The organism is Microbacterium mcarthurae (genome assembly GCF_046064585.1).
GTDB lineage: Bacteria > Actinomycetota > Actinomycetes > Actinomycetales > Microbacteriaceae > Microbacterium > Microbacterium mcarthurae.
Genome location: NZ_JAROCE010000001.1, coordinates 342,977 through 367,012, shown reverse-complemented (window position 1 = coordinate 367,012; position 24,036 = coordinate 342,977). Strand labels below are relative to the sequence as shown.

Here is a 24,036-nt window from a genome sequence, read left to right as displayed (position 1 = left end):
CACGCAAGAGGAGAGGGGCGACGCCGAAGCGCCGCCCCTCGTCGGAAGGAGGTGTTCAGGCCGCGAGGTGCGCGAAGAGGAACCAGCGGTCCTTGTCGAGGCCGCGCTTGATCTCGATCGCGACGTCCTGGCTCGACAGGTCGGTCTCGTCGAGACCGTCGATGGCGGTCTGGATGTCGACGAGAACGGCGTCGATGTCGGCGATCACGGCGCGGATGATGACGTCGGACTGCGCGAAGCCGGCGGGAACCGCGGTCTCCTTGGCCTTGGCGGCGACGGTCGACAGGCGCGAGTCGATCGGGAGGCCGAGGGCGACGATCCGCTCAGCGGCCAGATCGGCCCAGTCCTGCGCGTGGGCCACGACGGTGTCGAGCAGCTCGTGTACACCGATGAAGTTCGAACCGCGCACGTGCCAGTGGGCCTGCTTGCCGTTGACGACGAGAGCCTCGAGGCCGAGGACGACGGGCGAGAGGAACTGGGCGGTGCTGGAGGCCATGGTCGAGTCGACGGTGGTCGCGGCGGGGGTCTGAACGGTGCTCATGGGGTCTCCTCGAGTTCTTCGGAAGTCGTTCTGACAGCAACGCTACTCAGCAGAGAACATTCCGCAAGCAAGATGAGGCTGGGCTAAATGCCTGGTAGAAAGGCAATCCTCACCTCACTCCGGCGGTAGTCTCGGCGGCATGACGATCGCCCCGGATGCCACTGTCCTCGCCCTTCCCGACGCGACCCCGCAGGTGCACGAGACGGCCTTTGTGGCATCCGGTGCGCGGGTGGTGGGTGACGTGACGCTGAGCGAGGGGTCGAGCGTCTGGTACAACGCGGTCGTCCGTGGGGACAGCGCCGCGATCGTGGTCGGCCCGCGCAGCAACCTGCAGGACAACGTGTCGGTCCACGTCGACCGCGGGCGCCCCGTGACGATCGGCGCCGACGTCTCCGTCGGGCACAACGCGGTGGTGCACGGGTGCACGATCGGCGACGGCTCGCTCATCGGGATGGGGAGCGTCGTGCTCTCGGGTGCGGTGATCGGCCCCGGATGCCTCGTGGCCGGGGGAGCGGTCGTGCTCGAGGGCACGGTGGTGCCGGAGGGGTCGCTCGTCGCCGGAGTCCCCGCCAAGGTGCGGCGGTTGCTCACGACGGAGGAGCGGGAGGGCATCCTGCGGAACGCGCAGACGTATCTCGCGCATGTGGAGCGGCACGCGGGGGCCGTGCGGGGCGACTGACCGAGCGGGGCTGCGGTTCGGTGACGCGCCGGAGGTCTGTGCAGCCACGATGATGTGCCGCTTCGGCTCGCGAGGCGCAGCGAACTGCCGTCCTTCGATCGTTCGGCGGGCCCACGACGCGCTGCCGGCGGGAACCTCCCCACCGCAACCCCGTGGCGCGTCTCGCCGCCGCGCGTAGCGTGTCGCCATGCGCATCGACAGTCTGGAACCCGGTGAGGTCTTCGTCTTCGGCTCGAACGCGTCCGGAGCTCACGGGGGTGGGGCGGCGCGGTTCGCCCTCGATCGCTTCGGTGCCGTCTGGGGGCAGGCGGAGGGGTTGCAAGGCCAGTCGTACGGCATCGACACGATGTCGGGGCTCGCCGTGTTCGAGGAGCAGGCGCGGCGGTTCGTCGCCTTCGCGGCCGAGCATCCCGAGCTGCGGTTCCTCGTCACCGAGGTGGGCTGCGGGATCGCGGGGTACCGGCCGTTGCAGGTTGCGGCGTTCTTCGCCGGGGCGGGCGAGAACGTGGTTCTCCCGGAGTCGTTCCAGGCGGTTCTGAGCGAAACCGGAGGGACCGAGTGATGTGGAGGGGATGACGGGAATCGAACCCGCACCATCAGTTTGGAAGACTGAGGCTCTACCATTGAGCTACATCCCCGCGGCGGCGAACCGCAGCATCCACAACTCTACTTCACGCCAGACGATGTCACGAACACCCGCGTCGCAAGAACAGGGGATGTGCCCGCAACAGGCGAATCCCGTCCGCGACGGCCTGTTCTCGAGCCCCCGCCTGGTCTCGCGACCGCGGACACGGCGTCCGCGACGAACCACACGGCATCCGATCGTCTCTCAGATCGGCCCCCGCACCTCGATCGACTAGACTTTCAGGGGTCGTTTCGTCGAACGCGTCTTGCGCGTCGCCCCGGGGCGTAGCTCAGCTTGGTAGAGCGCCCGCTTTGGGAGCGGGAGGCCGCAGGTTCAAATCCTGTCGCCCCGACGCAACGGCCCCACAGACCACAGGCCTAGCCGGCCCCCGCGTGCGCGCGGGCCACACGAGGAGAACACACCGCATGGTCAACAGCACCGTCGAGAAGCTCAGCCCGACCCGGGTCAAGCTCCACATCACGGTCTCGCCCGAAGAGCTCAAGCCGAGCATCACCCACGCCTACGAGCACATCGCTCAGGACGTACAGATCCCCGGCTTCCGCAAGGGCAAGGTGCCCGCGCCGATCATCGACCAGCGCATCGGCCGCGGCGCCGTCATCGAGCACGCCGTCAACGAGGGTCTCGACGGGTTCTACCGCCAGGCCGTCGAGGCGCAGGAACTCCGCGTCATCGGCCGTCCCAGTGCCGAGATCGTCGAGCTCCCCGAGCTCAAGGACTTCTCGGGCGACCTGGTCGTCGACGTCGAGGTCGACGTGCGCCCCGAGTTCGACCTGCCCGCCTACGACACGATCACCGTGACCGTCGACGCCGTCGAGACCGACGAGGCCGCGGTGGATGCCGAGCTCGACCGCCTGCGCGCCCGCTTCGGCACGCTCGTGACCGTGGACCGTCCCGCCGCGAAGGGCGACTTCGTCGAGCTCGACCTCGTCGCCACGATCGACGGCAACGAGATCGACCGCGCCGAGGGCGTCTCCTACGAGGTCGGCTCCGGCGAGCTGCTCGAGGGCATCGACGAGGCCATCGACTCGCTCACCGCCGACGAGCAGACCACCTTCCGCTCCAAGCTCGTCGGTGGCGACCACGCCGGTGAAGAGGCCGAGGTCGCGGTCACCATCACCGCCGTCAAGGAGCGCGAGCTCCCCGACGCCGACGACGACTTCGCGCAGATGGCATCCGAGTTCGACACCCTCGAAGAGCTCCGTGCGTCCCTCGCCGAGCGCGTGTCCGAGCAGTCGGTGTTCACGCAGGGTGCCGCGGCACGCGACAAGTTCGTCGAGGCCCTGCTCGAGGCCGTCGAGATCCCCGTGCCGCCGCAGCTCATCGAGGACGAGGTGCACAACCACCTCGAGGGTGAGAACCGTCTCGACGACGACGCGCACCGCGCCGAGGTGACCGAGGCCAGCGAGAAGCAGTTCCGCACGCAGATGGTCCTCGACAAGATCGCCGAGGATGCCAACGTCCAGGTGTCGCAGGACGAGCTGACGCAGTACCTCATCCAGTCGGCCGCCCAGTACGGCATGGCCCCGCAGGACTTCGTCAACGCGCTGCAGCAGGGCAACCAGCTGCCCGCCATGGTCGGTGAGGTCGCCCGCAACAAGGCGCTCGCGATCGCCCTCGGCAAGGTCACCGTCGTCGACACCAACGGCAAGCCTGTCGACCTGACCGGTTTCGTCGCCGTCGAGGGCGAAGAGCCCACCGACGCCGAGGACGAGGTCGTCGAGGAGGCGCAGGAGAACGCCGACGCCGCCGCCGACGCGGACGCCGTCGTCGAGGCCGAAGAGGCCCCGGCGGAGGAAGCCCCCAAGAAGGCTCCCGCCAAGAAGCGCGCCCCGGCGAAGAAGAAGGCCGCCGACAGCGAGTAAAGCTCGTCCGTCACGTCGACAGGGGGTGGATGCCATGGCATCCGCCCCCTGTTTTCGTCGCCGCCTCGCCGATCGAGTGTCCACGACACGCCGACCGCGTCGGCGCGCAACCGCGTGTCTTGGACACTCAACGGGGAGTGCCGGGCAGGCGCGACTCAGGACGAAGGGAGAACACGGGTGAACGACTGGCAGAGCCGCGTCGATGCGGTCTGGGATGACGCGGCGCTGACCGAGGATGAGGTGATCGCGGCCATCGATGCGCTGGCCGCCGAACGCTCGGAGGACGACCCCGTCGCCTTGTTCGAGCGCGCCGGGGCCCGTGACTCCGCGGGCCTCGAGGCCGAGGCAGAGGTGCTCTACCGACGCGCGCTAACCGGCGGCCTGGACGAGAACCGCCGTGCGCGGGCGACGATCCAGCTGGCGAGTACGATCCGCAACCTGGGAAAGGTCGACGAGGCCCGGGAGATGCTTCGCGGGGAGTACGAGCGCGAGCCGCGAGGACCGCTGCACGACGCGGCCGCCGCGTTCTACGCGCTCGCGTTGGTGTCCTCCGGAGACACGGAGCGGGCGGCATCCATCGCCCTCCTGGCTCTCGCCCCGCACCTGCCGCTCTACACCCGCTCCGTGACCGGATACGCCCGCGAGATCGCGGACGGACACGCCTGATCCGCCCGCGGCGAACACGGCGACCGGTCCCGAACCACGCCGGTAGATTCGTTGCAGATCACCGGAAGAGGAGCACACATGCCCGAACCCCTTATGGCAACGAGCGTCTTCGACAGGCTGCTCAAGGACCGCATCATCTGGCTCGGTTCGGAGGTGCGTGACGAGAACGCCAACGAGATCTGCGCCAAGATCCTGCTGCTCGCGGCGGAAGACTCGCAGAAGGACATCTACCTCTACATCAACTCGCCCGGCGGCTCGATCACGGCCGGCATGGCCATCTACGACACCATGCAGTTCGTTCCGAACGACATCGTCACCGTCGGTATCGGTATGGCCGCGTCGATGGGTCAGCTGCTGCTCACCAGCGGCACCAAGGGCAAGCGCTACATCACCCCGAACGCGCGCGTGCTGCTGCACCAGCCGCACGGTGGCTTCGGCGGAACCGCGAGCGACATCCAGACGCAGGCGCAGCTCATCCTCGACATGAAGAAGCGTCTCGCCGAGATCACCGCGGCGCAGACCGGCAAGAGCGTCGAGCAGATCAACGCCGACGGTGACCGTGACCGCTGGTTCACCGCCGACGAGGCGCTCGAGTACGGCTTCGTCGACCACATCCGCGAGCACGCGACCGACGTCGCCGGCGGCGGCGGGACCGCGGCCTGAGGCCGAGGGCGAGAGGAAAGGACACCGCAATGCACACTCCCACCTTCGGCGGCGGCGCCGCGCACATGCCGAGCAGCCGCTACATCCTGCCCCAGTTCGAGGAGCGGACGGCCTACGGCTACAAGCGCCAGGACCCGTACAACAAGCTGTTCGAAGACCGCGTCATCTTCCTGGGCGTCCAGGTCGACGACGCCTCGGCCGATGACGTGATGGCCCAGCTGCTCGTGCTCGAGTCGCAGGACCCCGACCGCGACATCATCATGTACATCAACTCGCCCGGTGGCTCGTTCACGGCCATGACCGCGATCTACGACACGATGCAGTACGTGTCGCCGCAGATCCAGACGGTCGTGCTCGGCCAGGCCGCCTCCGCGGCATCCGTGCTGCTTGCGGCCGGTGCCCCGGGCAAGCGTCTGGCGCTGCCGAACGCCCGCATCCTGATCCACCAGCCCGCGGTCGGCGAGTCCGGTCACGGTCAGGCGTCGGACATCGAGATCCAGGCGGCCGAGATCATGCGCATGCGCACGTGGCTGGAGGAGACGATGGCCCGCCACACCGGACAGGACGTCGCCAAGGTCAACAAGGACATCGATCGCGACAAGATCCTCTCCGCCCAGGAGGCGATGGAGTACGGCATCGTCGACCAGGTGCTGACGACCCGCAAGCGCGTCCCGGCGGCCCTCACCGCCTGACCGCCCGCGTCACGATGCCCCGCCGGAACACCGGCGGGGCATCGTCGTCTCTGCCCGCCGCGAATGCGTGAGTCGCCAGGATTTGTCGCCTGCGCGGTGCGCATGGCGACAAATCCCGGCGACTCACGCCGGGGAGGGGGGCGTCCGTGTCCGCCCGTGGCGATCACAGCGACGGCACTCGCGCAAATGCCCTCGAATGTCACGGGCAGCGGTTAGGCTCAAAGTCACTCGGGCGAGTGGCCGGGGATAGGGAGGCACGGGCATGGCACGCATCGGGGAGAGCGCCGATCTGTTCAAATGCTCCTTCTGCGGCAAGAGCCAGAAGCAGGTGCAGCAGCTGATCGCCGGTCCGGGCGTGTACATCTGCGACGAGTGCGTCGAGCTGTGCAACGAGATCATCGAAGAGCGCATGGCCGAGTCGTCCTCCGGCGAGGTCACCGACTTCGATCTGCCGAAGCCCCGCGAGATCTTCGGCTTCCTCGAGGAGTACGTGGTGGGCCAGGAGCCCGCGAAGCGTGCCCTGGCGGTCGCCGTGTACAACCACTACAAGCGCGTGCGCGCCCACGGCACCCTTCAGCCCGCCGAGCAGCGCGCCGAAGAGATCGACATCGCCAAGAGCAACATCCTGCTCCTCGGTCCGACCGGCTGCGGCAAGACGTACCTCGCGCAGACGCTCGCGAAGCGCCTCAACGTGCCGTTCGCGGTCGCGGATGCCACGGCGCTCACCGAGGCCGGCTATGTCGGCGAAGACGTCGAGAACATCCTCCTCAAGCTCCTGCAGGCCGCCGACTTCGACGTCAAGCGCGCCGAGACGGGCATCATCTACATCGACGAGGTCGACAAGATCGCCCGCAAGGCCGAGAACCCCTCCATCACCCGTGACGTCTCCGGCGAGGGTGTGCAGCAGGCGTTGCTGAAGATCCTCGAGGGTACGGTCGCCTCGGTCCCGCCGCAGGGCGGCCGCAAGCACCCGCACCAGGAGTTCATCCAGATCGACACGACGAACGTGCTGTTCATCGTGGCCGGTGCGTTCGCGGGTCTCGAAGAGATCATCTCCGCCCGCGTGGGCAAGCACGGCGTCGGCTTCGGCGCGCCGCTGCACCGCAAAGAGGACGCACCCGATCTCTTCAGCGAGGTGCTCCCCGAAGACCTGCACAAGTTCGGTCTGATCCCCGAGTTCATCGGTCGCCTGCCCGTCGTGGCATCCGTGTCGCCTCTCGACCAGGACGCCCTGATGGAGATCCTCACGGCGCCGCGGAACGCGCTCGTCAAGCAGTACCAGCGCATGTTCGAGCTCGACGGTGTCCAGCTCGAGTTCGAGGAAGAGGCGCTGCGCGCCATCGCCGATCTCGCTGTCGCCCGCAAGACGGGTGCCCGCGGCCTTCGGGCGATCCTCGAAGACGTCCTCGGCCCGGTCATGTTCGACATCCCGTCCGCCGATGACGTGGCGAAGGTCGTCATCACGCGCGCGTCGGTCGAAGACGGAGCGGCCGCGACCGTGGTGCTCGCGCAGAAGCGCAAGAGCGCCTGAGTTCCCGCTGACGATGGCCCCGACCGCTCCGCGCGGCCGGGACCATCGCCGCTCTATGCGGTAAGGCCTCGTCGCTCGAGCAGCGGCTGGATCTCGGCATCCCGGCCGCGGAAGTCGCGGTAGGCCTCGAGCGGGTCGCCTGAACCGCCGACCCCGAGAAGACGGTGACGGAACCGGTCGCCGTTCTCGCGCGTGAGCCCGCCGTTCTCGCGGAACCACTCGACGGTGTCGGCGTCGAGCACCTCGCTCCAGATGTACGAGTAGTACCCGGCGCTGTAACCGCCGCTGAAGATGTGCGCGAAGTAGGTCGAGGCATACCGTGTCGGGACGGCGGGATTGTCGAGCCCGATGTCCGCCAGAGCAGCGGCCTCGAACGCGGCGACGTCGATGTCCTCCGAGGCTTCGGCGAGGCTCAGGCCGTGCCAGGCCTGGTCGATCCAGGATGCCGCGAGGTACTCGCTCGTGGCGAATCCTTGATTGAACGCCTCCGAGGCGTGCAGGCGCTCCACGACATCGTCCGGAAGGGGCTCGCCGGTTTCGTGGTGTCGCGCGTAGTGCGCGAGGATCTCGGGCCAGAAGATCCACATCTCGTTCACCTGGCTGGGGAACTCCACGAAGTCGCGGTGCACCGCGGTGCCGGCGAAATGCGGGTACGTCACCGTCGCGAAAAGACCGTGCAGCGCGTGCCCGAACTCGTGGAACAGCGTCGTGACCTCGTCGAGGGTCAACAGCGTCGCCGTCCCCGGCGCGGGCTTGTTGACGTTGAGATTGTTCACGACGACAGGCTTGGTGCCGCGCAGGCGCGACTGCGTCACGATGGAGTTCATCCACGCCCCGCCGCGCTTGGAGTCGCGGGTGTACAGGTCGAGCAGGAACAGCCCCAGCTCGCTGCCGTCGGCGTTGTGCACCTCGAACACGCGCACGTCGGGGTGGTAGCCCTGCAGGTCGTGGCGCTCCGCGATGCGGACGCCGTAGAGCTGTTCGGCGGCGGCGAACACACCGTCGCGCAGCACGCGCTCGGCCTCGAACCAGGGCCGCAGGGCAGCGCGGTCCAGGTCGTACTGCTCCGCGCGCACCTTCTCGGTGTAGTACGCCCAGTCGTGCGCCTCGACCTGGATGCGGTCGACGTCGGCGATCCGCTGCAGCGCCGCCTGCTCGGCGCGTGCGTTGCGGGCGGCGGGGACGGCGAGGCGGCGAAGCAGGTCGTGCACGGCATCCGGTGAGCCCGCGGTCTGGTCGGCGAGAACGGCCGCCGCGTGTGACGGGTAGCCCAGCAAAGCCGCGCGCTCGGCGCGCAGCCGCACGATCTCGCGCAGCGTCGCGCGGTTGTCGTTAGCGTTGCCGCGGGTCCCACGGGCGCGCGACGCCTCCAGCAGCCGACGCCGACTCTCTCGGTTCGTCAGCGACGCAAGGAACGGGTGGCCGGTGTACAGCGTCAAGGTGACGACGTACCGGCCGTCGAGTCCGCGCTCGGTCGCCGCCTGTGCCGCGGCGGACATCTCACCCTCGCTCAGGCCGTCGAGCTCGGCGGCGTCGTCGAACACCACGGCCAGGTCATTGGTGTCGGCCAGGAGGTTCTTCTCGAACGTCGTGGTCAGGGTCGAGAGGCGCTGGTTGAGGTCGGTGAGCCGTTGCTTCTGCTCGTCGTCGAGCCCGGCGCCGGCGAGCGACATCTCGCGGTGCCGACGCTCGACGAGGTATCGGCTCTCGGCATCCAGGTCCTGCGTGTCCCGGGTCTCGAACACGGCCGTGACACGGGCGAACAGGGCGGCATCCAGCTGGATCGCGTCGCGGTGGGCCGACAGGAGCGGGGCGAGCTCTTCTTCGACGGCCTGGACCTCGGGCGTGCCGTCGGCGGATGCCACCGTGTAGAAGGTCCGCGCGACGCGATCGAGCAACGCACCACTGCGCTCGAGCGCGACGAGGGTGTTCTCGAACGTCGGAGCCTCGGTCTGCGCGGTGATGGCGTCCACTTCGGCGCGTTGCGCCGCGAACGCCTCGCGGAACGCGGGCAGGTAGTGCTCGACCCGGATGCTCCCGTAGGGGGGCAGGTCGTAGGGGAGGGGCGTCGGAGCGAGGAGGGGATTGATCACGGCATCCGTCATCGTTCCAGCGTAGTCACGCGTGCCGGGCCGGACGCCGGGGCCCGAGGTCTCGAAGGACCCCGAGCCCGCGACGGTTCAGGCGAACTCGGCGTCGTCGTCGTAGCGCACGACGACCTCGCCCGAGGCGTCCTGCGCGACGATCACACCGGTGTCGAGCTCGGCGACCGGGCGTCCTTCGAGGAACGTCAGCGTCCAGCGCGGTGCCGGGGCACTGAGTCCGTCGGGGTTCAGCGCCGCCTCGACGGCCGCGATCTGTGCGTGCAGGACCGCGGGCACGGCAGCCGGCGGCTGCTCACGAGCGGTCCAACGGGTTCCGAGCTGCATCAGTCCTCCTGGGGTGTGAACACGATGTCGGTGACGGCGGTCGTCTCGGCGTCGGCGAACGTGATCTCCTCGATCCGTCCGACCGCACGCAGGTCGCCCTCGGCCGAACGAAGGGCCGCGACGTGGGGGCTGTGCACGGTGAGCGAGGTCACCGGCGTCTTCTGCGAGGCCTTGGCCTCGGTCTTGGCGCGCCGGATGCCGATGAGCGCTTCGCCCACGGCCGTGAGCACACCGGGGTCGCCGTCGATACCCATCGGCGCGGGCCAGGCGGCGGTGTGGACGGAGCCCTCCTCGAACCACGACCACACCTCCTCGGCCGCGAACGAGAGCACCGGGGCGAACAGCCGCACGAGCGTCGAGAGGGCCGTGCGCAGCGCGAGAGCCGCCGACGCCTGACCGACGTCGGAGCGGTCGTACGCGCGCTCCTTGACCAGTTCGAGGTAGTCGTCGCAGAACGTCCAGAAGAAGGACTCGGTGATCTCGAGCGCGCGGGCGTGGTCGTACGCTTCGAGCGCCGCGGTGGCATCGACGACGACTCGGTCGAGGGTCGCCAGCATCGAGGCATCCAGGGCGTGCGTGACCTCGGCACCCTCGGGCACCGGGAACGAAAGCACGAACTTCGCCGCGTTCAGCAGCTTGATCGCGAGTCGACGACCGATCTTGATCTGCGTCGGGTTCTGCGGGTCGAAGGCCGCGTCGGTGCCGAGTCGGCTCGAGGCCGCCCAGTAGCGGACGGCGTCCGAGCCGTGCTGCGCGAGGATGTCGGCCGGCGTGACGACGTTGCCCTTCGACTTGGACATCTTCTTGCGGTCGGGGTCGACGATGAAGCCGGAAATCGCGGCATCCGTCCACGGCACGCGGTCGTCCTCGAGGGCGCTGCGCAGCATCGTGGAGAAGAGCCACGTGCGGATGATGTCCTGACCCTGCGGACGCAGGTCGAACGGCGCGACGAGGTTCCAGAGCTCCTCGTCGCGCTGCCAGCCGCCGGCCAGCTGCGGGGTGAGAGACGACGTCGCCCACGTGTCGAGGATGTCGCGCTCGGCGTCGAAGCCGCCGGGCACTCCGCGCTGCTCCTCCGTGTAGCCCGGGGGAACATCGGTGGTCGGGTCGACCGGGAGCGCCGCGAGGTCGGGCGTCAGCACGCGACCGTAGTCGCGCTCCCCGTTCTCGTCGAGGGCGTACCAGACCGGGATCGGCACGCCGAAGAAGCGCTGGCGCGACACCAGCCAGTCACCGGTCAGCCCGTTCGTCCAGTTCTCGTAGCGCACGCGCATGAAGTCGGGATGCCACGACATCTCGCGGCCGAGGCCCACGAGGCGCTCGCGCAGCTCGGCGTCGCGCGCGCCGTTGCGGATGTACCACTGACGCGTCGACACGATCTCAAGGGGCCGGTCGCCCTTCTCGAAGAACTTCACGGGGTGGGTGAAGGGCTTCGGGGCGCCCTCCATCTCACCCGACTCCTGCAGCAGCTCGACGATGCGCTTCTTGGCGCTGAACACGGTCTTTCCGGCCAGCTCGGCGTACGCCGCTTTCGCGGCATCCGTCACGATGACGTCCGGGGCCTCGGCGATGATGCGACCGTCCTTGCCGATGATCGTGCGGTTCGGCAGGTCGAGTTCGCGCCACCAGATGATGTCGGTCACGTCGCCGAACGTACAGATCATGGCGATGCCCGAGCCCTTGTCCTGCTGCGCGAGCGGGTGGGGGAGCACCGGCACCTCGACGTCGAAGAGCGGCGTGCGCACCGTGCTGCCGAACAGGGGCTGGTACCGCTCGTCGTCGGGGTTGGCGACCAGGGCGACGCACGCGGCGAGCAGCTCGGGGCGGGTGGTCTCGATGAACACGTCGCCCGAGCCGTCGGTCTTGTGGAAGCCGAGGCGGTGGTACGCGGCGGGCTGGTCGCGGTCCTCGAGCTCGGCTTGCGCGATCGCGGAGCGGAAGTCGACGTCCCACAGGGTCGGTGCGAGCGCCTGATGCGCCTCGCCGCGCTCGACATTGCGCAGGAACGCGAGCTGGCTGGTGCGCATCGCCGCGTCGGAGATGGTGCGGTACGTCTGGCCCCAGTCGACGCTGAGTCCGAGGTCGCGCCACAGCGCTTCGAACGCCTTCTCGTCCTCGACGGTCAGCTGCTCGCACAGCTCGATGAAGTTGCGGCGGCTGATGGGCACCTGATCGGCGGCCTTGGTGCTCTTGTTGTCACCGCCGGCGAACGGCGGGGTGAAGTCGGGGTCGTACGGGAGCGACGGGTCGCACCGCACGCCGTAGTAGTTCTGGACGCGACGCTCGGTCGGCAGGCCGTTGTCGTCCCACCCCATGGGGTAGAAGACCGTCTTGCCGCGCATGCGCTCGAAGCGCACCTTGACGTCGGTGTGGGTGTAGCTGAAGACATGCCCGATGTGCAGGCTTCCGGATGCCGTGGGCGGCGGCGTGTCGACGGAGTACACGCCCGCGCGGCCGACTTCGGCGGCACGAGCGCGGTCGAAGACGTACGTCCCGCGCTCGGTCCACGCGGCATCCCACTTCTTCTCGAGGCCCTCCAGCGCGGGCTTGTCCGGAATCTGCGACATGGGTACTCCTCGAGCGATATGTGCGGCACCGTGTGTGCGTGCCTGACTGTGGTCGCACCCAGGATACCGAGTTGCAGACGGTCGGCTGGCCGCGCCCCGGGTCACTGGCGGTCGGGGCGCGGCACCCGAACCCCGTCGCAGATTTCGAGACTGCGTCCAGGAAGTCGGTAGAATGGATGCTTCCCCACCAGCGATTCCGAGGTCGTTCCATGCCGTCCGTGCTGCTCCGCCGCCTTCTCTCCGCGACCGCCGTCGCCGCCGTCTCCGCGCTCGCCCTCTCGGCCTGCTCGGGAACGGATGCCGCTTCCTCCAGCGACGGCGAGATCGTCTGGGCCATCGAGGGGGCGAACCTCTCGGCGGGGCACATGGACCCGCAGACCAGTCAGCTCGATGTCTCCGCGATGGTGCAGCGGTCCGTTCTCGACTCGCTGGTCTTCCAGGAGGCCGACGGGTCGTTCTCGCCGTGGCTCGCCGAGTCGTGGGACATCGAGGACGAGGGCGCGACCTACGTCTTCTACCTGCGCGAGGGCGTGACGTTCCACGACGGCCGGGCATTCGACGCGGCCGCCGTCAAGGCGAACTTCGACCGCATCGCCGACCCGGCCACCGCCTCGGCGCAGGCGGCGAGCATGCTCGGTGGCGAGCTGTACGCCGGCACCGACGTCGTGGACGAGCGAACCGTGCGCGTGCGCTTCGCCGAGCCCTACGCCCCGTTCCTGCAGGCCGCGAGCACCGCGCTCCTCGGCTTCTATTCGCCCGCGGTTCTCGAGAGCTCGGCCGACCAGCTCAAGGCGGGCGGTCCCGACGTCACCGTCGGCACGGGGCCGTTCGCGCTCACCTCGTACACCCCGGATCAGGAGATCGTGTACACCCGCAACGACGATTACGCCTGGGGCCCGCACGGCGGCGCCGCGCCGGAGGTCGAGACGCTCCGCGTCCAGATCCTTCCCGAGGCCTCGGTGCGCCTCGGCGTGCTCTCCAGCGGCGAGGCCGACGTGGTCACGAACCTGCCGCCGAACCTCGTCGACCAGGTGCCCGCCGACGTCACCGTCGAGGCCCTCGAGTACCCCGGCTTGCCGTACTCGCTGTACCTCAACGAGAAGTACGGCGTCTTCGCCGACCAGCTCGTGCGACAGGCCTTCTCGCGGGCGATCGATGTGAACACCGCGGTCGAGGAGATCTTCTTCGGCCAGTTCCCCCGTGCCTGGAGCATCCTCGGGGCGACCACTCCCGGCTATGACGCGGGCCTGGAAGGATCGTGGCCCTTCGACCCCGCCGCGGCGAACGCGCTGCTCGACCAGGCAGGGTGGACCGAGCGGGATGCCGAGGGCTTCCGCACCAAGGACGGGCAGCGCCTCAGCGCCCGCTGGATCGCCTGGACTCCGGTGCCCGACGACCGCGCGGCTCTCGCGAACGCGATCCAGTCCGACCTGCGTGCGGTCGGCTTCGACCTTCAGCGCGAGGTGCTCGAGCCGGGGGCGTACAACGAGCAGTACGGCCCGAAGACCTTCGACCTGACCGACTGGGGCTTCTCGGGTGTCGACCCCGACCTGTTGCGCAGCCACCTCGCCACCGACGGGTTCCAGAACGCCTCTCAGGTCAGCGACCCGGCTGTGGACGCTCTCCTCCAGCAGGGGGCCCGTACGACCGACGCCGAGGCGCGTGCTGACGCGTACGGCCAGGTGCAGCGGTGGAACGCCGACCACGTGGCGATCGTGCCCCTGTACAGTCCCGCGCTGATCACCGCGGTGCGTCCCGACGTGTCCGGCCTGACCTTCGACCTCTACGGTCGTCCGCTGTTCGCGACCGCCACGCGCGGCTGACCCGCGTCCCCGGATGCCACGGTCCTCCTCGCGCGCCCGCGCCGTGCTCGCGCGTCTCGGGGGGATCGTGGCATCCGTCGTTTTGGTGCTGTGGGGAGCGGCGACCCTGGCGTTCCTGGCGTTTCGGATCATCCCCGGCGACGCGGTCGATGTGATCCTCGGCCCGCAGGCGCAGGTGAGCCAAGAGGTGAAGGACGGCATTCGACGCGAGCTGGGCCTGGATCGGCCCGTGGGGGAGCAGTACGTGGCGTTCCTCGGTCGGCTCGCGAGGGGCGACCTGGGCGAGTCGTACCAGTTGCGGCTCCCCGTCACCGAGGTGATCGGACGCCAGCTCGGGTCTACCGTGCAGCTCACGGCCCTCGCGCTCCTCATCGCGGTCGTGCTGGCCCTCGCCTCGGTGCTCCTCGTTCGTGGCCGGACGGGCCGGGCGGCCGCCGCCGCGGTCGAGCTCGTCGTGCTGTCGTCGCCGGTCTTCTGGACGGGACTCGTGCTCCTGTCGGTGTTCTCGTTCCAGCTGGGATGGCTCCCCGTCTCCGGGGCGCGTGATCCGGCGACGATCGTCTTGCCGGCGGTCACCCTCGCTCTCCCCGTCGCCGCGCTCTTGGCGCAGGTTCTGCGCGACGGCGTGGAGGCGGCCGAGCGCGAGCCGTTCCTCCTCACCGTCCGGGCCCGCGGCGCTTCCCCCTTGCGGGAGAGCACGCATCACACCCTGCGGCACGCCGGGGTCGGGGGCGTGACCCTTGCGGCGTACCTGGTGGGGTCGCTTCTCGGCGGAGCCGTGCTCGTGGAGACCGTGTTCGCCCGGCCCGGGATCGGGCGGGTGACCCTCACTGCCATCACCGACCGCGATCTGCCCGTCGTCACGGGCGTGATCCTGCTCAGCGCCCTGGTGTTCGTCATCGTCAACACTGTCGTCGACCTCGTGGTCCCGCTGCTCGACCCGCGCCTTGCGCGTTCCGCCCCGGCGCGGCGGATCGAGACCGGGGTTCCGGCATGACCGGCCCGGCGACGCGCGTCCGGAGGGCCACTCGCACCTCGGCCGCAGGTGTCATCGCGCGCCGCGTGACTCTCGGCGCTGCGGCGGTGATGCTGGCCGTCATCGCGCTCGCGGCGCTCGCGCCGGGCGTGCTGGCCACGCACGACCCGCTTCTCACCGACGTGCGGGCGTCGCTGCAGCCGCCGAGCGGGGCGCACTGGTTCGGTACCGACCAGAGCGGACGCGACGTGTACTCCCGCGTCGTGTTCGGCACCGGACGCTCGGTGGGTATCGGCCTGCTGGCCACCGGCCTGGCCCTCCTGGTGGGGGTCATCGCCGGCACCCTTGGGGCGATCGCACCGCGACCGGTCGACGCGGCCGCGATGCGCATCACCGACGTGCTGCTGGCCTTCCCGGAGTTCCTGCTCGCGCTCCTGGTGGTCGCGGTGCTCGGCCCGGGGCCGGTGAACGTCGCGGTGGCGGTGACGTTGGCGGCGCTCCCCGTGTACGTGCGCCTCGCCCGCGCGCGGACACGCGCGCTCTCGACGACGGAGTACGTCGAGGCGGCGCGTATCGTCGGCGTGCGTGCTCCCGTCGTGCTGGCCACCCATGTGCTTCCGGGCGTCGTGGCCTCGGTGAGCGTGCTGGCCGTGATCGGCGTCGGCACGAGCATCCTCGCGGCGGCGGGACTCAGCTTCCTCGGACTGGGGCCCACCGAACCGACGCCCGAGTGGGGGCTCATGCTCTCCTCGGGCCGGAATCTCCTCGTGCAGGCGCCGTGGGTCGCGGTGTTCCCGGGCCTGGCGATCACGCTCACCGTCGTGAGCGTGAGTGTGGTGGGGCGCGCCCTGCGCGCACGGTCTGAGGAGCGTGGCGCATGAGCGGTGTTCGGCTTCGCGGATTCGGCATCGACGGCCCCGACGGGGCGATCGTCCGGGCGCTCGACCTCGACGTCGCCCCGGGGGAGTGCGTTGCGCTCGTCGGAGAGTCCGGTGCCGGCAAATCTCTGACGGCGCGCGCTCTGCTGGGGCTACTCCCACGTGGGCTGGGCTGGACCGCCGACCTGGCGGAGATCGACGGCACCGACGTGCGGGGATTCACCGAGCGCCAGTGGCGCACGATGCGCGGGGCGCGGGTGGCACTCGTCGCCCAGGACGCCCTGGTCTCCCTCGATCCGCTGCGGCGCATCGGTGCGGAAGTCGCTGAGCCGGTCCGCATCCACGAACCCGCCGCGCGCGGTGCGGCGCTGCGCGACCGCGTGCGCGACGTGCTCGAGCGGGTCGGTCTCCCGGAGCCGGATCGGCGGGCTCGGCAGTACCCCCACGAACTCTCGGGTGGTCAGCGTCAACGCGCGCTCATCGCCTCGGCGCTGGTGACAGAGCCCGCCGTGCTGATCGCCGATGAGCCGACGACGGCCCTGGATGCCACGGTGCAGGCCCGCGTGCTCGACCTGCTGCGCGAGATCGCCGACACCGGCGTCGCGGTGGTCCTCATCACGCACGACCTCGCTGCGGTGCGGCGCGTGGCAGATCGGATGGTGGTGCTGCACGGCGGGCGCGTGGTCGAGACCGGCGAGACCCGCGCGGTCCTCACCGCACCGCGCGATCCCCACACCCGCGCCCTCGTCGCGGCGCTCACCCCCGCCGAACGGCACCGGCCGCCGCGTGCGGAGCCGCCGGTGATGACGGGCACGGGGCTCGCCAAGCGCTTCGGCGACCGCGTCGCCCTGGACGGGGTCTCGTTCGAACTGCGACGCGGGCGCACGCTCGCCGTCGTCGGGGAGTCCGGATCAGGGAAGACGACCCTTGCCCGGCTCATCGTCGGGGTCGCCGGGGCCGATGCCGGGTCGCTGCGTTTTCACGGGCGGCCCTGGACCCCGAGGGAGGCGCGCGGACCCGATCGCCGTCGGGTGCAGCTCGTGCAGCAGAACCCGTGGGGAGCGCTCGATCCGCGCTGGAGCGTCGGACGCACCCTCTCCGAGGCGGTTGCGGTCGCGGGGGTCCCGCGCGCGGACCGCCGCGGCGCGGTCGCCGACCTGCTCCGGGAGGTCGGGCTCTCTCCGGCGTTCGGGCGTCGTCGTCCCGCGCAGCTGTCGGGTGGCCAGCGTCAGCGCGTGGCGATCGCCCGCGCGCTGGCGGTCTCGCCGGAGCTGCTCGTGCTCGACGAGCCGGTGTCGGCCCTGGACGTCTCGGTGCGCGCGCGCATCCTCGACAGGCTCGCGGCCCTGCAGCGTGAGCGCGATCTTGCGATGGTGTTCGTCACGCACGACCTCGACGTCGTCCGCGGCATCGCGGATGAGGTGCTCGTCCTGCAGGAGGGACGGGTGGTGGAGTCGGGGACGGTCTCGCGCGTGTTCGACGAGCCCCGGCATCCGTTCACGCGGGAGCTGCTCTCGGCCGCGGGTCTCTCGCCCGCCGGCCCCGGCGCAACGGCGTAGACTGTACCCACCAGCACCGATCCGGCCATCACCGGGGAGCTCTCGGAAGAACAGGGTCCGTCCCTCAGTAGAACCGAGCGGGTCAGGCCCGTCACAGCCGCCGTGAGAGAGGTGCCCACCCCGGTGGGCGCAATGCGGGGTGGTACCGCGGTCCGACCGGATCGTCCTCGCAGGTGGATCGCGACCTGCGGAGAGACATGACCTACCCACGCCCCTCATCCTTCGGACCGGCGGCCGACGCCGCGGCATCCGTCGTTCCCAGCCCCCGGTTCCCCGAGATCGAGCACGACACGCTCGCCTTCTGGGACGCCGACGACACCTTCCGCGCCTCGATCGCTCAGCGCGACGGCGCCGAGGAATGGGTGTTCTACGACGGACCCCCGTTCGCCAACGGTCTCCCGCACTACGGGCACCTGCTCACCGGGTACGCGAAAGACGTGTTCCCGCGCTTCCAGACCATGCGCGGCAAGAAGGTCGACCGCGTGTTCGGGTGGGACACGCATGGTCTGCCGGCCGAGCTCGAGGCGATGAAGCAGCTCGGGATCACCGAGAAGGACGAGATCGAGCGCATGGGCGTCGCCGTGTTCAACGGCAAGGCCCGCGAGTCCGTGCTCGAGTACACGCGCGACTGGCAGGACTACGTCACCCGTCAGGCACGCTGGGTCGACTTCGAGCGCGGATACAAGACGCTCGACACGTCGTACATGGAGAGCGTCCTGTGGGCGTTCAAGACGCTGCACGACAAGGGCCTCGCCTACGAGGGCTACCGCGTGCTGCCGTATTGCTGGCGTGATGAGACGCCGCTGTCGAGCCACGAGCTGCGCATGGACGACGACGTCTACAAGATGCGCCAGGACCCCTCGGTCACGGTGACGTTCCCGCTCGTCGGCGCCAAGGCCGAAGCACTCGGCCTCACCGGCGTGCGGGCGCTCGCCTGGACGACGACGCCGTGGACGCTGCCGACCAACCTCGCCCTCGCGGTGGGACCCGGCATCCGGTATGCCGTCGTCGAGGGAGGCCCGCGCGGTGCCGCCGACGTGCACCGGGCGCCCGACGGCACCCCCGACGAGGCGATCGAGGCGACCGCGCACCGCTACCTGCTCGCGGAAGACCTGCTGCCGAACTACGCGAAGGATCTCGGCTACGAGAGCGCGGATGCCGCCCGTGAGGCCGTGCAGACCACCGTTCTGGGTTCGGACCTCGAGGGCGTGTCGTACGACCGGCTCTTCGACTACTACGCCGACGCCGAGACGTGGGGCACGGGCAACGCGTGGAAGATCCTCGTCGACGACTACGTCACCGTCAGCGACGGCACCGGTATTGTGCACCAGGCCCCCGCCTACGGTGAGGACGACAAGCGCCTCGCCGACGCCGCGGGCCTGCCCACGATCATCTCGCTCGACGATGGCGGCCGGTTCCTGTCCGCCGTGACCGACGTCGCGGGGGAACTGTGGTTCGAGGCCAACCGTCCCCTGATCCGTCTGCTCACGCAGGGCGGCCGACTGCTGCGCGAGGCCTCGTACGAGCACTCGTACCCGCACTGCTGGCGCTGCCGGAACCCCCTGATCTACAAGGCCGTGTCGAGCTGGTTCGTGCGCGTCACCGACGTCAAGGACCGTCTGCTCGAGAACAACCAGCAGATCACCTGGGTGCCCGAGAACGTCAAGGAGGGCCAGTTCGGCAAGTGGCTCGAGGGCGCTCGCGACTGGTCGATCAGCCGCAACCGCTACTGGGGTTCGCCGATCCCCGTGTGGAAGAGCGACGACCCGAACTACCCGCGCGTCGACGTGTACGGTTCGCTCGCCGAGATGGAGGCCGACTTCGGTCGCCTGCCGCGCAACGCCGACGGCGACGTCGATCTGCACCGTCCCTACATCGACGATCTGACCCGGCCGAACCCCGACGACCCCACCGGACGGTCGACGATGCGCCGCATCGAGGACGTGCTCGACGTGTGGTTCGACTCCGGATCGATGCCCTTCGCGCAGGTGCACTACCCGTTCGAGAACCACGAGTGGTTCGACGAGCACTCGCCGGCGGACTTCATCGTGGAGTACATCGGTCAGACCCGCGGCTGGTTCTACGTCATGCACGTGCTGTCGACGGCTCTGTTCGACCGCCCCGCGTTCACCGGGGTGTCCTGCCACGGCATCGTCCTGGGCAACGACGGGCAGAAGATGTCGAAGTCGCTGCGCAACTACCCCGACGTGCGCGAGGTGTTCGATCGCGACGGCTCGGATGCCATGCGCTGGTTCCTCATGTCGTCGAGCGTGCTGCGCGGCGGCAACCTCGTCGTCACCGAGGAAGGCATCCGCTCGGGTGTCCGCGAGTTCCTGCTGCCGCTGTGGAACGCGTGGTACTTCTTCGCGACCTACGCCAACGCATCGGGGCCGAACGGCTACGAGGCGCAGTGGCGCACCGACTCCACGGACGTGCTCGACCGCTACATCCTCGCGCTCACCGGCGACCTCGTGCGGGACGTGGCATCCGATCTCGAGGGGCTCGATTCCACCACTGCCGCGGAGCGCCTGCGCGACTTCGCCGAAGTGCTCACGAACTGGTACATCCGCCGCTCGCGCGACCGGTTCTGGGTGGGCGTGACCGACGACCCGTCCAGCCGCGAGGCGTTCGACACGCTGTACACGGTGCTCGAAACGCTCACGCGCGTGGCTGCCCCGCTGCTCCCGCTCGTCACCGAGCGCGTGTGGCAGGGCCTCACCGGCGGCCGGAGCGTGCACCTCGAGGACTGGCCGGATGCCTCGGCGTTCCCCGCCGCCGCCGACATCCGCACCGCGATGGACACGGTCCGCGAGGTCTCGAGCGTCGCGAACGCCCTCCGCAAGCGCGAGGGCAAGCGCGTGCGCCTGCCGCTGCCGCGCCTGACGGTGGTGACCCCGGATGCCGAGGGCCTGGCGCAGTTCGACGACATCCTCCGCGACGAGCTCAACGTCAAGGCGGTCGAGCAGGTCGCCCTCCGAGACGACACGGCCGCGGCGTACGGCATCACTCACCGCCTGTCCGTGAACGCCCGGGCTGCGGGACCGCGACTGGGCAAGCAGGTGCAGCAGGCGATCCAGGCCGCCCGCGCGGGGGACTGGAGCGAGGTCGACGGTCGCGTCGTCGCCGGCGGCATCCCGCTCGAGCCCAGCGAGTACGACCTCGTCGTCGAAACGGCGGGTCGCCCCGAGGGCGAAGCTCTCGCGGTGCTGTCGTCGGGCGGCTTCGTCCTGCTCGACACCGTCACTACGCCGGAGCTGGAGGCCGAAGGCCTGGCGCGCGACATGATCCGCGGCATCCAGGACACCCGCAAGGCCGCCGGCTTCGACGTGAGCGACCGCATCGCGCTGACGCTCACCTTCGACGACGCCGCGGATGCCGCGGCGGTGGCGCAGGCCTTCGACCTCGCGGGCGTGGCATCCGAGACGCTTGCCGAGGGCGTCGTCCTCGCCTCGCGCACCGAGCGCCTGATCGAGCGCGGTGAGACGCGTGCGCCGGAGTTCGAGAACGTCCTCGCCGCGAAGACCTACGCGAACACCGGCGACGTGGCCGTATCCGTGGCGCGGATCGGAGTCCCCGCATGAGCGACCGTTCCCGTGCCGACGCCGTCTACGCCGCTCTCCTGCAGAGGCAGGGCGAGCAGTGGGTGCAGCCGCGCGTCGAGCGCACGCGTCGCGTGCTCGAGCTGCTCGACGACCCGCAGCGCACGTACCGCGTCATCCACGTCACCGGCACCAACGGCAAGACCTCGACCAGCCGCATCATCGAGAGCCTGCTGCGGGCGCTCGGACTGCGCACGGGACTGTTCACCAGCCCGCACCTCGAGCGCTTCACCGAACGCATCCTCATCGACGGGGAACCCGTCGCGGATGCCGCGATCGCCGACGCCTGGGACGAGATCGAGCCGTTCGTCCAGATCGTGGATGCCGAGCTCGAGGCCGCGGGCGATGCGCCCCTGACGTTCTTCGAACTGCTGACCGTGCTCGCCTTCGTGGCCTGCGCGGACGCCCCGATCGACGTCCTCGTGCTCGAAGTCGGCATGGGCGGCGCGTGGGACTCGACCAACACCGCCGACGGTGACGTCGCGGTGTTCACGCCCATCGACATCGACCACGCCGACCGGCTCGGGAGCACCATCGCCGAGATCGCCACGGTCAAGGCGGGGATCATCAAGGAGGGCGCGGCGGTGGTCTCCGCTGCTCAGCCCGAGGAAGCCCGGCGGGCCATCCTCGCCCGCGCCGAGAAGATGCATGCGTCGGTCGCCTTCGCCGGCGACGGGTTCACCCTCGAGACGCAGACCCTTGCGGTGGGCGGACAGCTGCTCACGGTGCGCGGCGTCGCCGGCAGCTACCCCGAGCTTTATCTCCCGCTCTACGGCGCCCACCAGGGGCAGAACGCCGCCCTCGCGATCGCCGCCGTCGAGTCGCTGATCGGCGGGGGAGCGCAGCCCCTCAACCCCGAGGTGGTCAGTGACGGGCTCGGAGCGACGACATCGCCCGGTCGTCTGCAGCTCCTCGGCACGGCGCCCACGGTCCTCGTCGACGCCGCCCACAACCCGCACGGTGCGCGCGCGCTCGTCGCAGCCCTCGACGAAGCATTCGACATCGACGAGTGGGGGGCGGTCGTCGGCATCCTCTCCGGGAAGGACACCGCAGGGATCGTCTCGACGCTCGCACCCGCGGTCGCCCGTGTCTTCGCCACCGCCCCCGACAGTGATCGCGCGGCAGACCCCGACGCGATCGCCGATGTCGCCGAAGCGGCCGATGTGCCGGTAACCGTCCACCCCACGCTGGAGGACGCCGCCGATGCCGCGAGGGCGTGGGCCGCGGAGTCGGATCGACGCGCCGTCGTCATGACGGGGTCGGTCGTGCTCGCCGGCGAGGCCATCCGGTTGTCCGAGCTGGAGGACTGGAAGGCCGGGTGGCAAGGGTGAGCCCGCGCGAGCCGCGTCCCCGCCGGGCCCGCGGCGCACAGGAATCCCTCGGCGCGGTCGTCCTCGGGTTCGAGTCGATCGTCGTCTTTCTCGGCGGTCTCGTGGTCTACGGGCTCAACGCGCTGCCGGCGGGCATCGCACCGTGGTGGGGCATCGTCGGCGGCGTCGTCCTGGCCGTGGCGATGGTCGCCGTCTCCGGGCTCCTACGCCACCGCTGGGCGATCATCGTCGGATGGGTGCTCCAGGTGATCCTGGCGCTCGGCGGCATCCTGGTCCCGGCGCTCGCGGTCGTCGCGCTCATTTTCGGAGGGATGTGGGCGTATGCGACCATCAAGGGAGCGGCGCTGGACCGGCAGAACGCCCGACGCGCCGCCGACCCCGACCTCTCGAACGGAGAATGACCCATGGCCACCGAAGAGACCCTCGTCCTGGTCAAGCCCGATGGCGTCGCCCGCGGCCTGACCGGCGCGATCCTCGCCCGCATCGAGGCGAAGGGCTACGCCCTCGTCGACATCCGCCTGGTCGAGCCCGACCGCGAGCGGCTCGCCCAGCACTACGCCGAGCACGAGGGGAAGCCCTTCTACGAGCCGCTGCTGGAGTTCATGCTCTCCGGACCGTCCGTGGCGATCCGCCTGGCCGGCAACCGCGTCATCGAGGGATTCCGCTCCCTCGCCGGCACCACCGACCCCACGACCGCGGCGCCCGGAACGATCCGCGGCGACTTCGGCCGCGACTGGGGCCTCAAGGTCCAGCAGAACCTGGTGCACGGCAGCGACAGCCCCGACTCCGCGGCGCGCGAGCTCTCCATCTGGTTCGACTGATCCCGGATGCCATGACGGCCGTCGCCCCACGGGGCGGCGGCCGCCGTCGTCCACCGGGCCGCGCGGCAGAACCTCAGCGATTCGCACGAGCTCCGTGGCATCCGCTGCGTCGGGCTGCGATCGTGCAGATCGCTGGGGTTCTGCGGAAGTGCGGCGCGACCGACTAGAGCTGCGAGAGGACGTCCAGGCGCAGCTGGGCCAGGACGGCGACGACGACGTAGGCGCCGAGCGTCATGAGCGGGACCCACGCCATCAGGGAATTCGCGGCATCCCTCGTCTTCGCCCCCGCCGGGACGATGCCCTCGCGTAGGAGATGCAGCGTGACGGCGAAGAAGGTGGGGATCGTCACCGACCACGTCACCATGCACCATGGGCAGAGGGTGCCGAGCACGAAGATGCTCTGAGAGATCAGCCAGATGACGAATGTCATCGCCCCGGCGATGCCGACCCAGAACAGGATCCAGAACCAGCGGGCGAAACGGGCGCCCGCGAGAATCGCGACGCCGACGACGATCGGGGCGATCCAGGCCGCAAGGCCGATGATCGGGTTGGGGAAGCCGAACAGGCTGCCCTGCCACGACTGGAGGTTCGCGCTGCACTGCACCAGCACGCTGAAGTCGCAGGATGCCGCGGCCCCGCCGTCCATCAGTTGATGGAAGCGCTCCATCGTCAAGGAGAAGGCCGCCCACCATCCGATCGCTCCCGCGACGATCAGCCACACCGCGAAGACGGGCCGACGCGGAGTGAGGGTTTCGCTCATGATCGCGATTCTT

Annotated in this window: 20 protein-coding genes and 2 tRNA genes; 16 read left to right on the top strand and 6 right to left on the bottom strand. The window is 69.9% G+C overall.

What is annotated here, in order from left to right; translation table 11 throughout:
• Nucleotides 1–55 precede the first annotated feature (55 nt).
• Nucleotides 56–541 (bottom strand): Dps family protein, encoded by a 486-nt coding sequence (locus P5G46_RS01765; protein WP_228164440.1) that lies wholly within the window; start codon nt 539–541, stop codon nt 56–58.
• 139 nt (nt 542–680) lie between these two features.
• On the opposite strand from P5G46_RS01765, the gene P5G46_RS01760 reads away from it, so the two are divergent.
• Complete coding sequence (locus P5G46_RS01760) at nt 681–1,220, top strand: gamma carbonic anhydrase family protein (protein ID WP_239276178.1); 540 nt, start codon at nt 681–683, stop codon at nt 1,218–1,220.
• 187 nt (nt 1,221–1,407) lie between these two features.
• Complete coding sequence (locus P5G46_RS01755; protein WP_239276177.1) at nt 1,408–1,782, top strand: A1S_2505 family phage non-structural protein; 375 nt, start codon at nt 1,408–1,410, stop codon at nt 1,780–1,782.
• 2 nt (nt 1,783–1,784) lie between these two features.
• On the opposite strand, the gene P5G46_RS01750 is transcribed toward P5G46_RS01755, so the two are convergent.
• Nucleotides 1,785–1,858, bottom strand: a tRNA-Gly gene (locus tag P5G46_RS01750).
• A 265-nt stretch (nt 1,859–2,123) separates the two neighbouring features.
• On the opposite strand from P5G46_RS01750, the gene P5G46_RS01745 reads away from it, so the two are divergent.
• The 6 genes from P5G46_RS01745 (at nt 2,124) to clpX (ending at nt 7,280) form a co-directional block, all read left to right on the top strand.
• Nucleotides 2,124–2,197: transfer RNA gene (locus P5G46_RS01745), tRNA-Pro, on the top strand.
• A 73-nt stretch (nt 2,198–2,270) separates the two neighbouring features.
• Nucleotides 2,271–3,728, top strand: a complete 1,458-nt coding sequence (gene tig, locus P5G46_RS01740; RefSeq protein WP_239276176.1) for a trigger factor — start codon at nt 2,271–2,273, stop codon at nt 3,726–3,728.
• Between the two features lie 177 nt (nt 3,729–3,905).
• Complete coding sequence (locus P5G46_RS01735; RefSeq protein ID WP_239276175.1) at nt 3,906–4,394, top strand: tetratricopeptide repeat protein; 489 nt, start codon at nt 3,906–3,908, stop codon at nt 4,392–4,394.
• Nucleotides 4,395–4,472: 78 nt separating this feature from the next.
• Entirely contained in the window at nt 4,473–5,057 is a 585-nt protein-coding gene (locus tag P5G46_RS01730) for an ATP-dependent Clp protease proteolytic subunit (protein WP_228164448.1), read from the top strand.
• A gap of 29 nt (nt 5,058–5,086) precedes the next feature.
• On the top strand, nt 5,087–5,749 hold the full coding sequence (locus P5G46_RS01725; protein ID WP_138172345.1) for an ATP-dependent Clp protease proteolytic subunit: 663 nt from the start codon (nt 5,087–5,089) through the stop codon (nt 5,747–5,749).
• Between the two features lie 262 nt (nt 5,750–6,011).
• The gene (gene clpX / locus P5G46_RS01720) at nt 6,012–7,280 is read left to right on the top strand and encodes an ATP-dependent Clp protease ATP-binding subunit ClpX (protein ID WP_375095574.1); all 1,269 of its coding nucleotides are present in this window, start codon (nt 6,012–6,014) and stop codon (nt 7,278–7,280) included.
• A 53-nt stretch (nt 7,281–7,333) separates the two neighbouring features.
• Here the strand turns inward: clpX and P5G46_RS01715 are convergent, their stop codons facing one another.
• From P5G46_RS01715 to valS, 3 genes are all read right to left on the bottom strand, one after another.
• Nucleotides 7,334–9,385, bottom strand: a complete 2,052-nt coding sequence (locus P5G46_RS01715; protein ID WP_239276172.1) for a M3 family metallopeptidase — start codon at nt 9,383–9,385, stop codon at nt 7,334–7,336.
• A 75-nt stretch (nt 9,386–9,460) separates the two neighbouring features.
• Nucleotides 9,461–9,709 (bottom strand): hypothetical protein, encoded by a 249-nt coding sequence (locus tag P5G46_RS01710; protein WP_239276171.1) that lies wholly within the window; start codon nt 9,707–9,709, stop codon nt 9,461–9,463.
• A complete protein-coding gene (gene valS / locus P5G46_RS01705) occupies nt 9,709–12,276 on the bottom strand; it encodes a valine--tRNA ligase (RefSeq protein ID WP_239276170.1) in 2,568 nt (855 codons plus the stop codon). The genes P5G46_RS01710 and valS overlap by 1 nt, the downstream gene beginning before the upstream one ends.
• A gap of 209 nt (nt 12,277–12,485) precedes the next feature.
• Here valS and P5G46_RS01700 point away from each other — a divergent pair, with 209 nt between their 5' ends.
• The 8 genes from P5G46_RS01700 to ndk all read left to right on the top strand — a co-directional run bounded on the left by P5G46_RS01700 (nt 12,486) and on the right by ndk (nt 23,263).
• The gene (locus tag P5G46_RS01700) at nt 12,486–14,099 is read left to right on the top strand and encodes an ABC transporter substrate-binding protein (protein ID WP_239276169.1); all 1,614 of its coding nucleotides are present in this window, start codon (nt 12,486–12,488) and stop codon (nt 14,097–14,099) included.
• Between the two features lie 13 nt (nt 14,100–14,112).
• Nucleotides 14,113–15,096, top strand: a complete 984-nt coding sequence (locus tag P5G46_RS01695) for an ABC transporter permease (RefSeq protein ID WP_408904847.1) — start codon at nt 14,113–14,115, stop codon at nt 15,094–15,096.
• A complete protein-coding gene (locus P5G46_RS01690) occupies nt 15,093–15,956 on the top strand; it encodes an ABC transporter permease (protein ID WP_275438184.1) in 864 nt (287 codons plus the stop codon). The genes P5G46_RS01695 and P5G46_RS01690 overlap by 4 nt, the downstream gene beginning before the upstream one ends.
• Entirely contained in the window at nt 15,953–17,512 is a 1,560-nt protein-coding gene (locus P5G46_RS01685) for a dipeptide ABC transporter ATP-binding protein (RefSeq protein WP_239276166.1), read from the top strand. The genes P5G46_RS01690 and P5G46_RS01685 overlap by 4 nt, the downstream gene beginning before the upstream one ends.
• Nucleotides 17,513–17,709: 197 nt before the next feature.
• Entirely contained in the window at nt 17,710–21,093 is a 3,384-nt protein-coding gene (gene ileS, locus P5G46_RS01680; RefSeq protein WP_408904846.1) for an isoleucine--tRNA ligase, read from the top strand.
• Nucleotides 21,090–22,442, top strand: a complete 1,353-nt coding sequence (locus P5G46_RS01675; protein WP_408904845.1) for a bifunctional folylpolyglutamate synthase/dihydrofolate synthase — start codon at nt 21,090–21,092, stop codon at nt 22,440–22,442. Before ileS ends, P5G46_RS01675 begins: the two co-directional genes overlap by 4 nt.
• Entirely contained in the window at nt 22,439–22,843 is a 405-nt protein-coding gene (locus P5G46_RS01670) for a DUF4233 domain-containing protein (RefSeq protein ID WP_374204587.1), read from the top strand. Before P5G46_RS01675 ends, P5G46_RS01670 begins: the two co-directional genes overlap by 4 nt.
• Before the next feature lie 3 nt (nt 22,844–22,846).
• Nucleotides 22,847–23,263, top strand: coding sequence for a nucleoside-diphosphate kinase (gene ndk, locus P5G46_RS01665; RefSeq protein WP_408904844.1), 417 nt, complete (start codon nt 22,847–22,849; stop codon nt 23,261–23,263).
• A 163-nt stretch (nt 23,264–23,426) separates the two neighbouring features.
• Here ndk and P5G46_RS01660 read toward each other — a convergent pair whose 3' ends face one another.
• The gene (locus P5G46_RS01660) at nt 23,427–24,023 is read right to left on the bottom strand and encodes a vitamin K epoxide reductase family protein (protein WP_408904843.1); all 597 of its coding nucleotides are present in this window, start codon (nt 24,021–24,023) and stop codon (nt 23,427–23,429) included.
• Between the last annotated feature and the right edge of the window lie 13 nt (nt 24,024–24,036).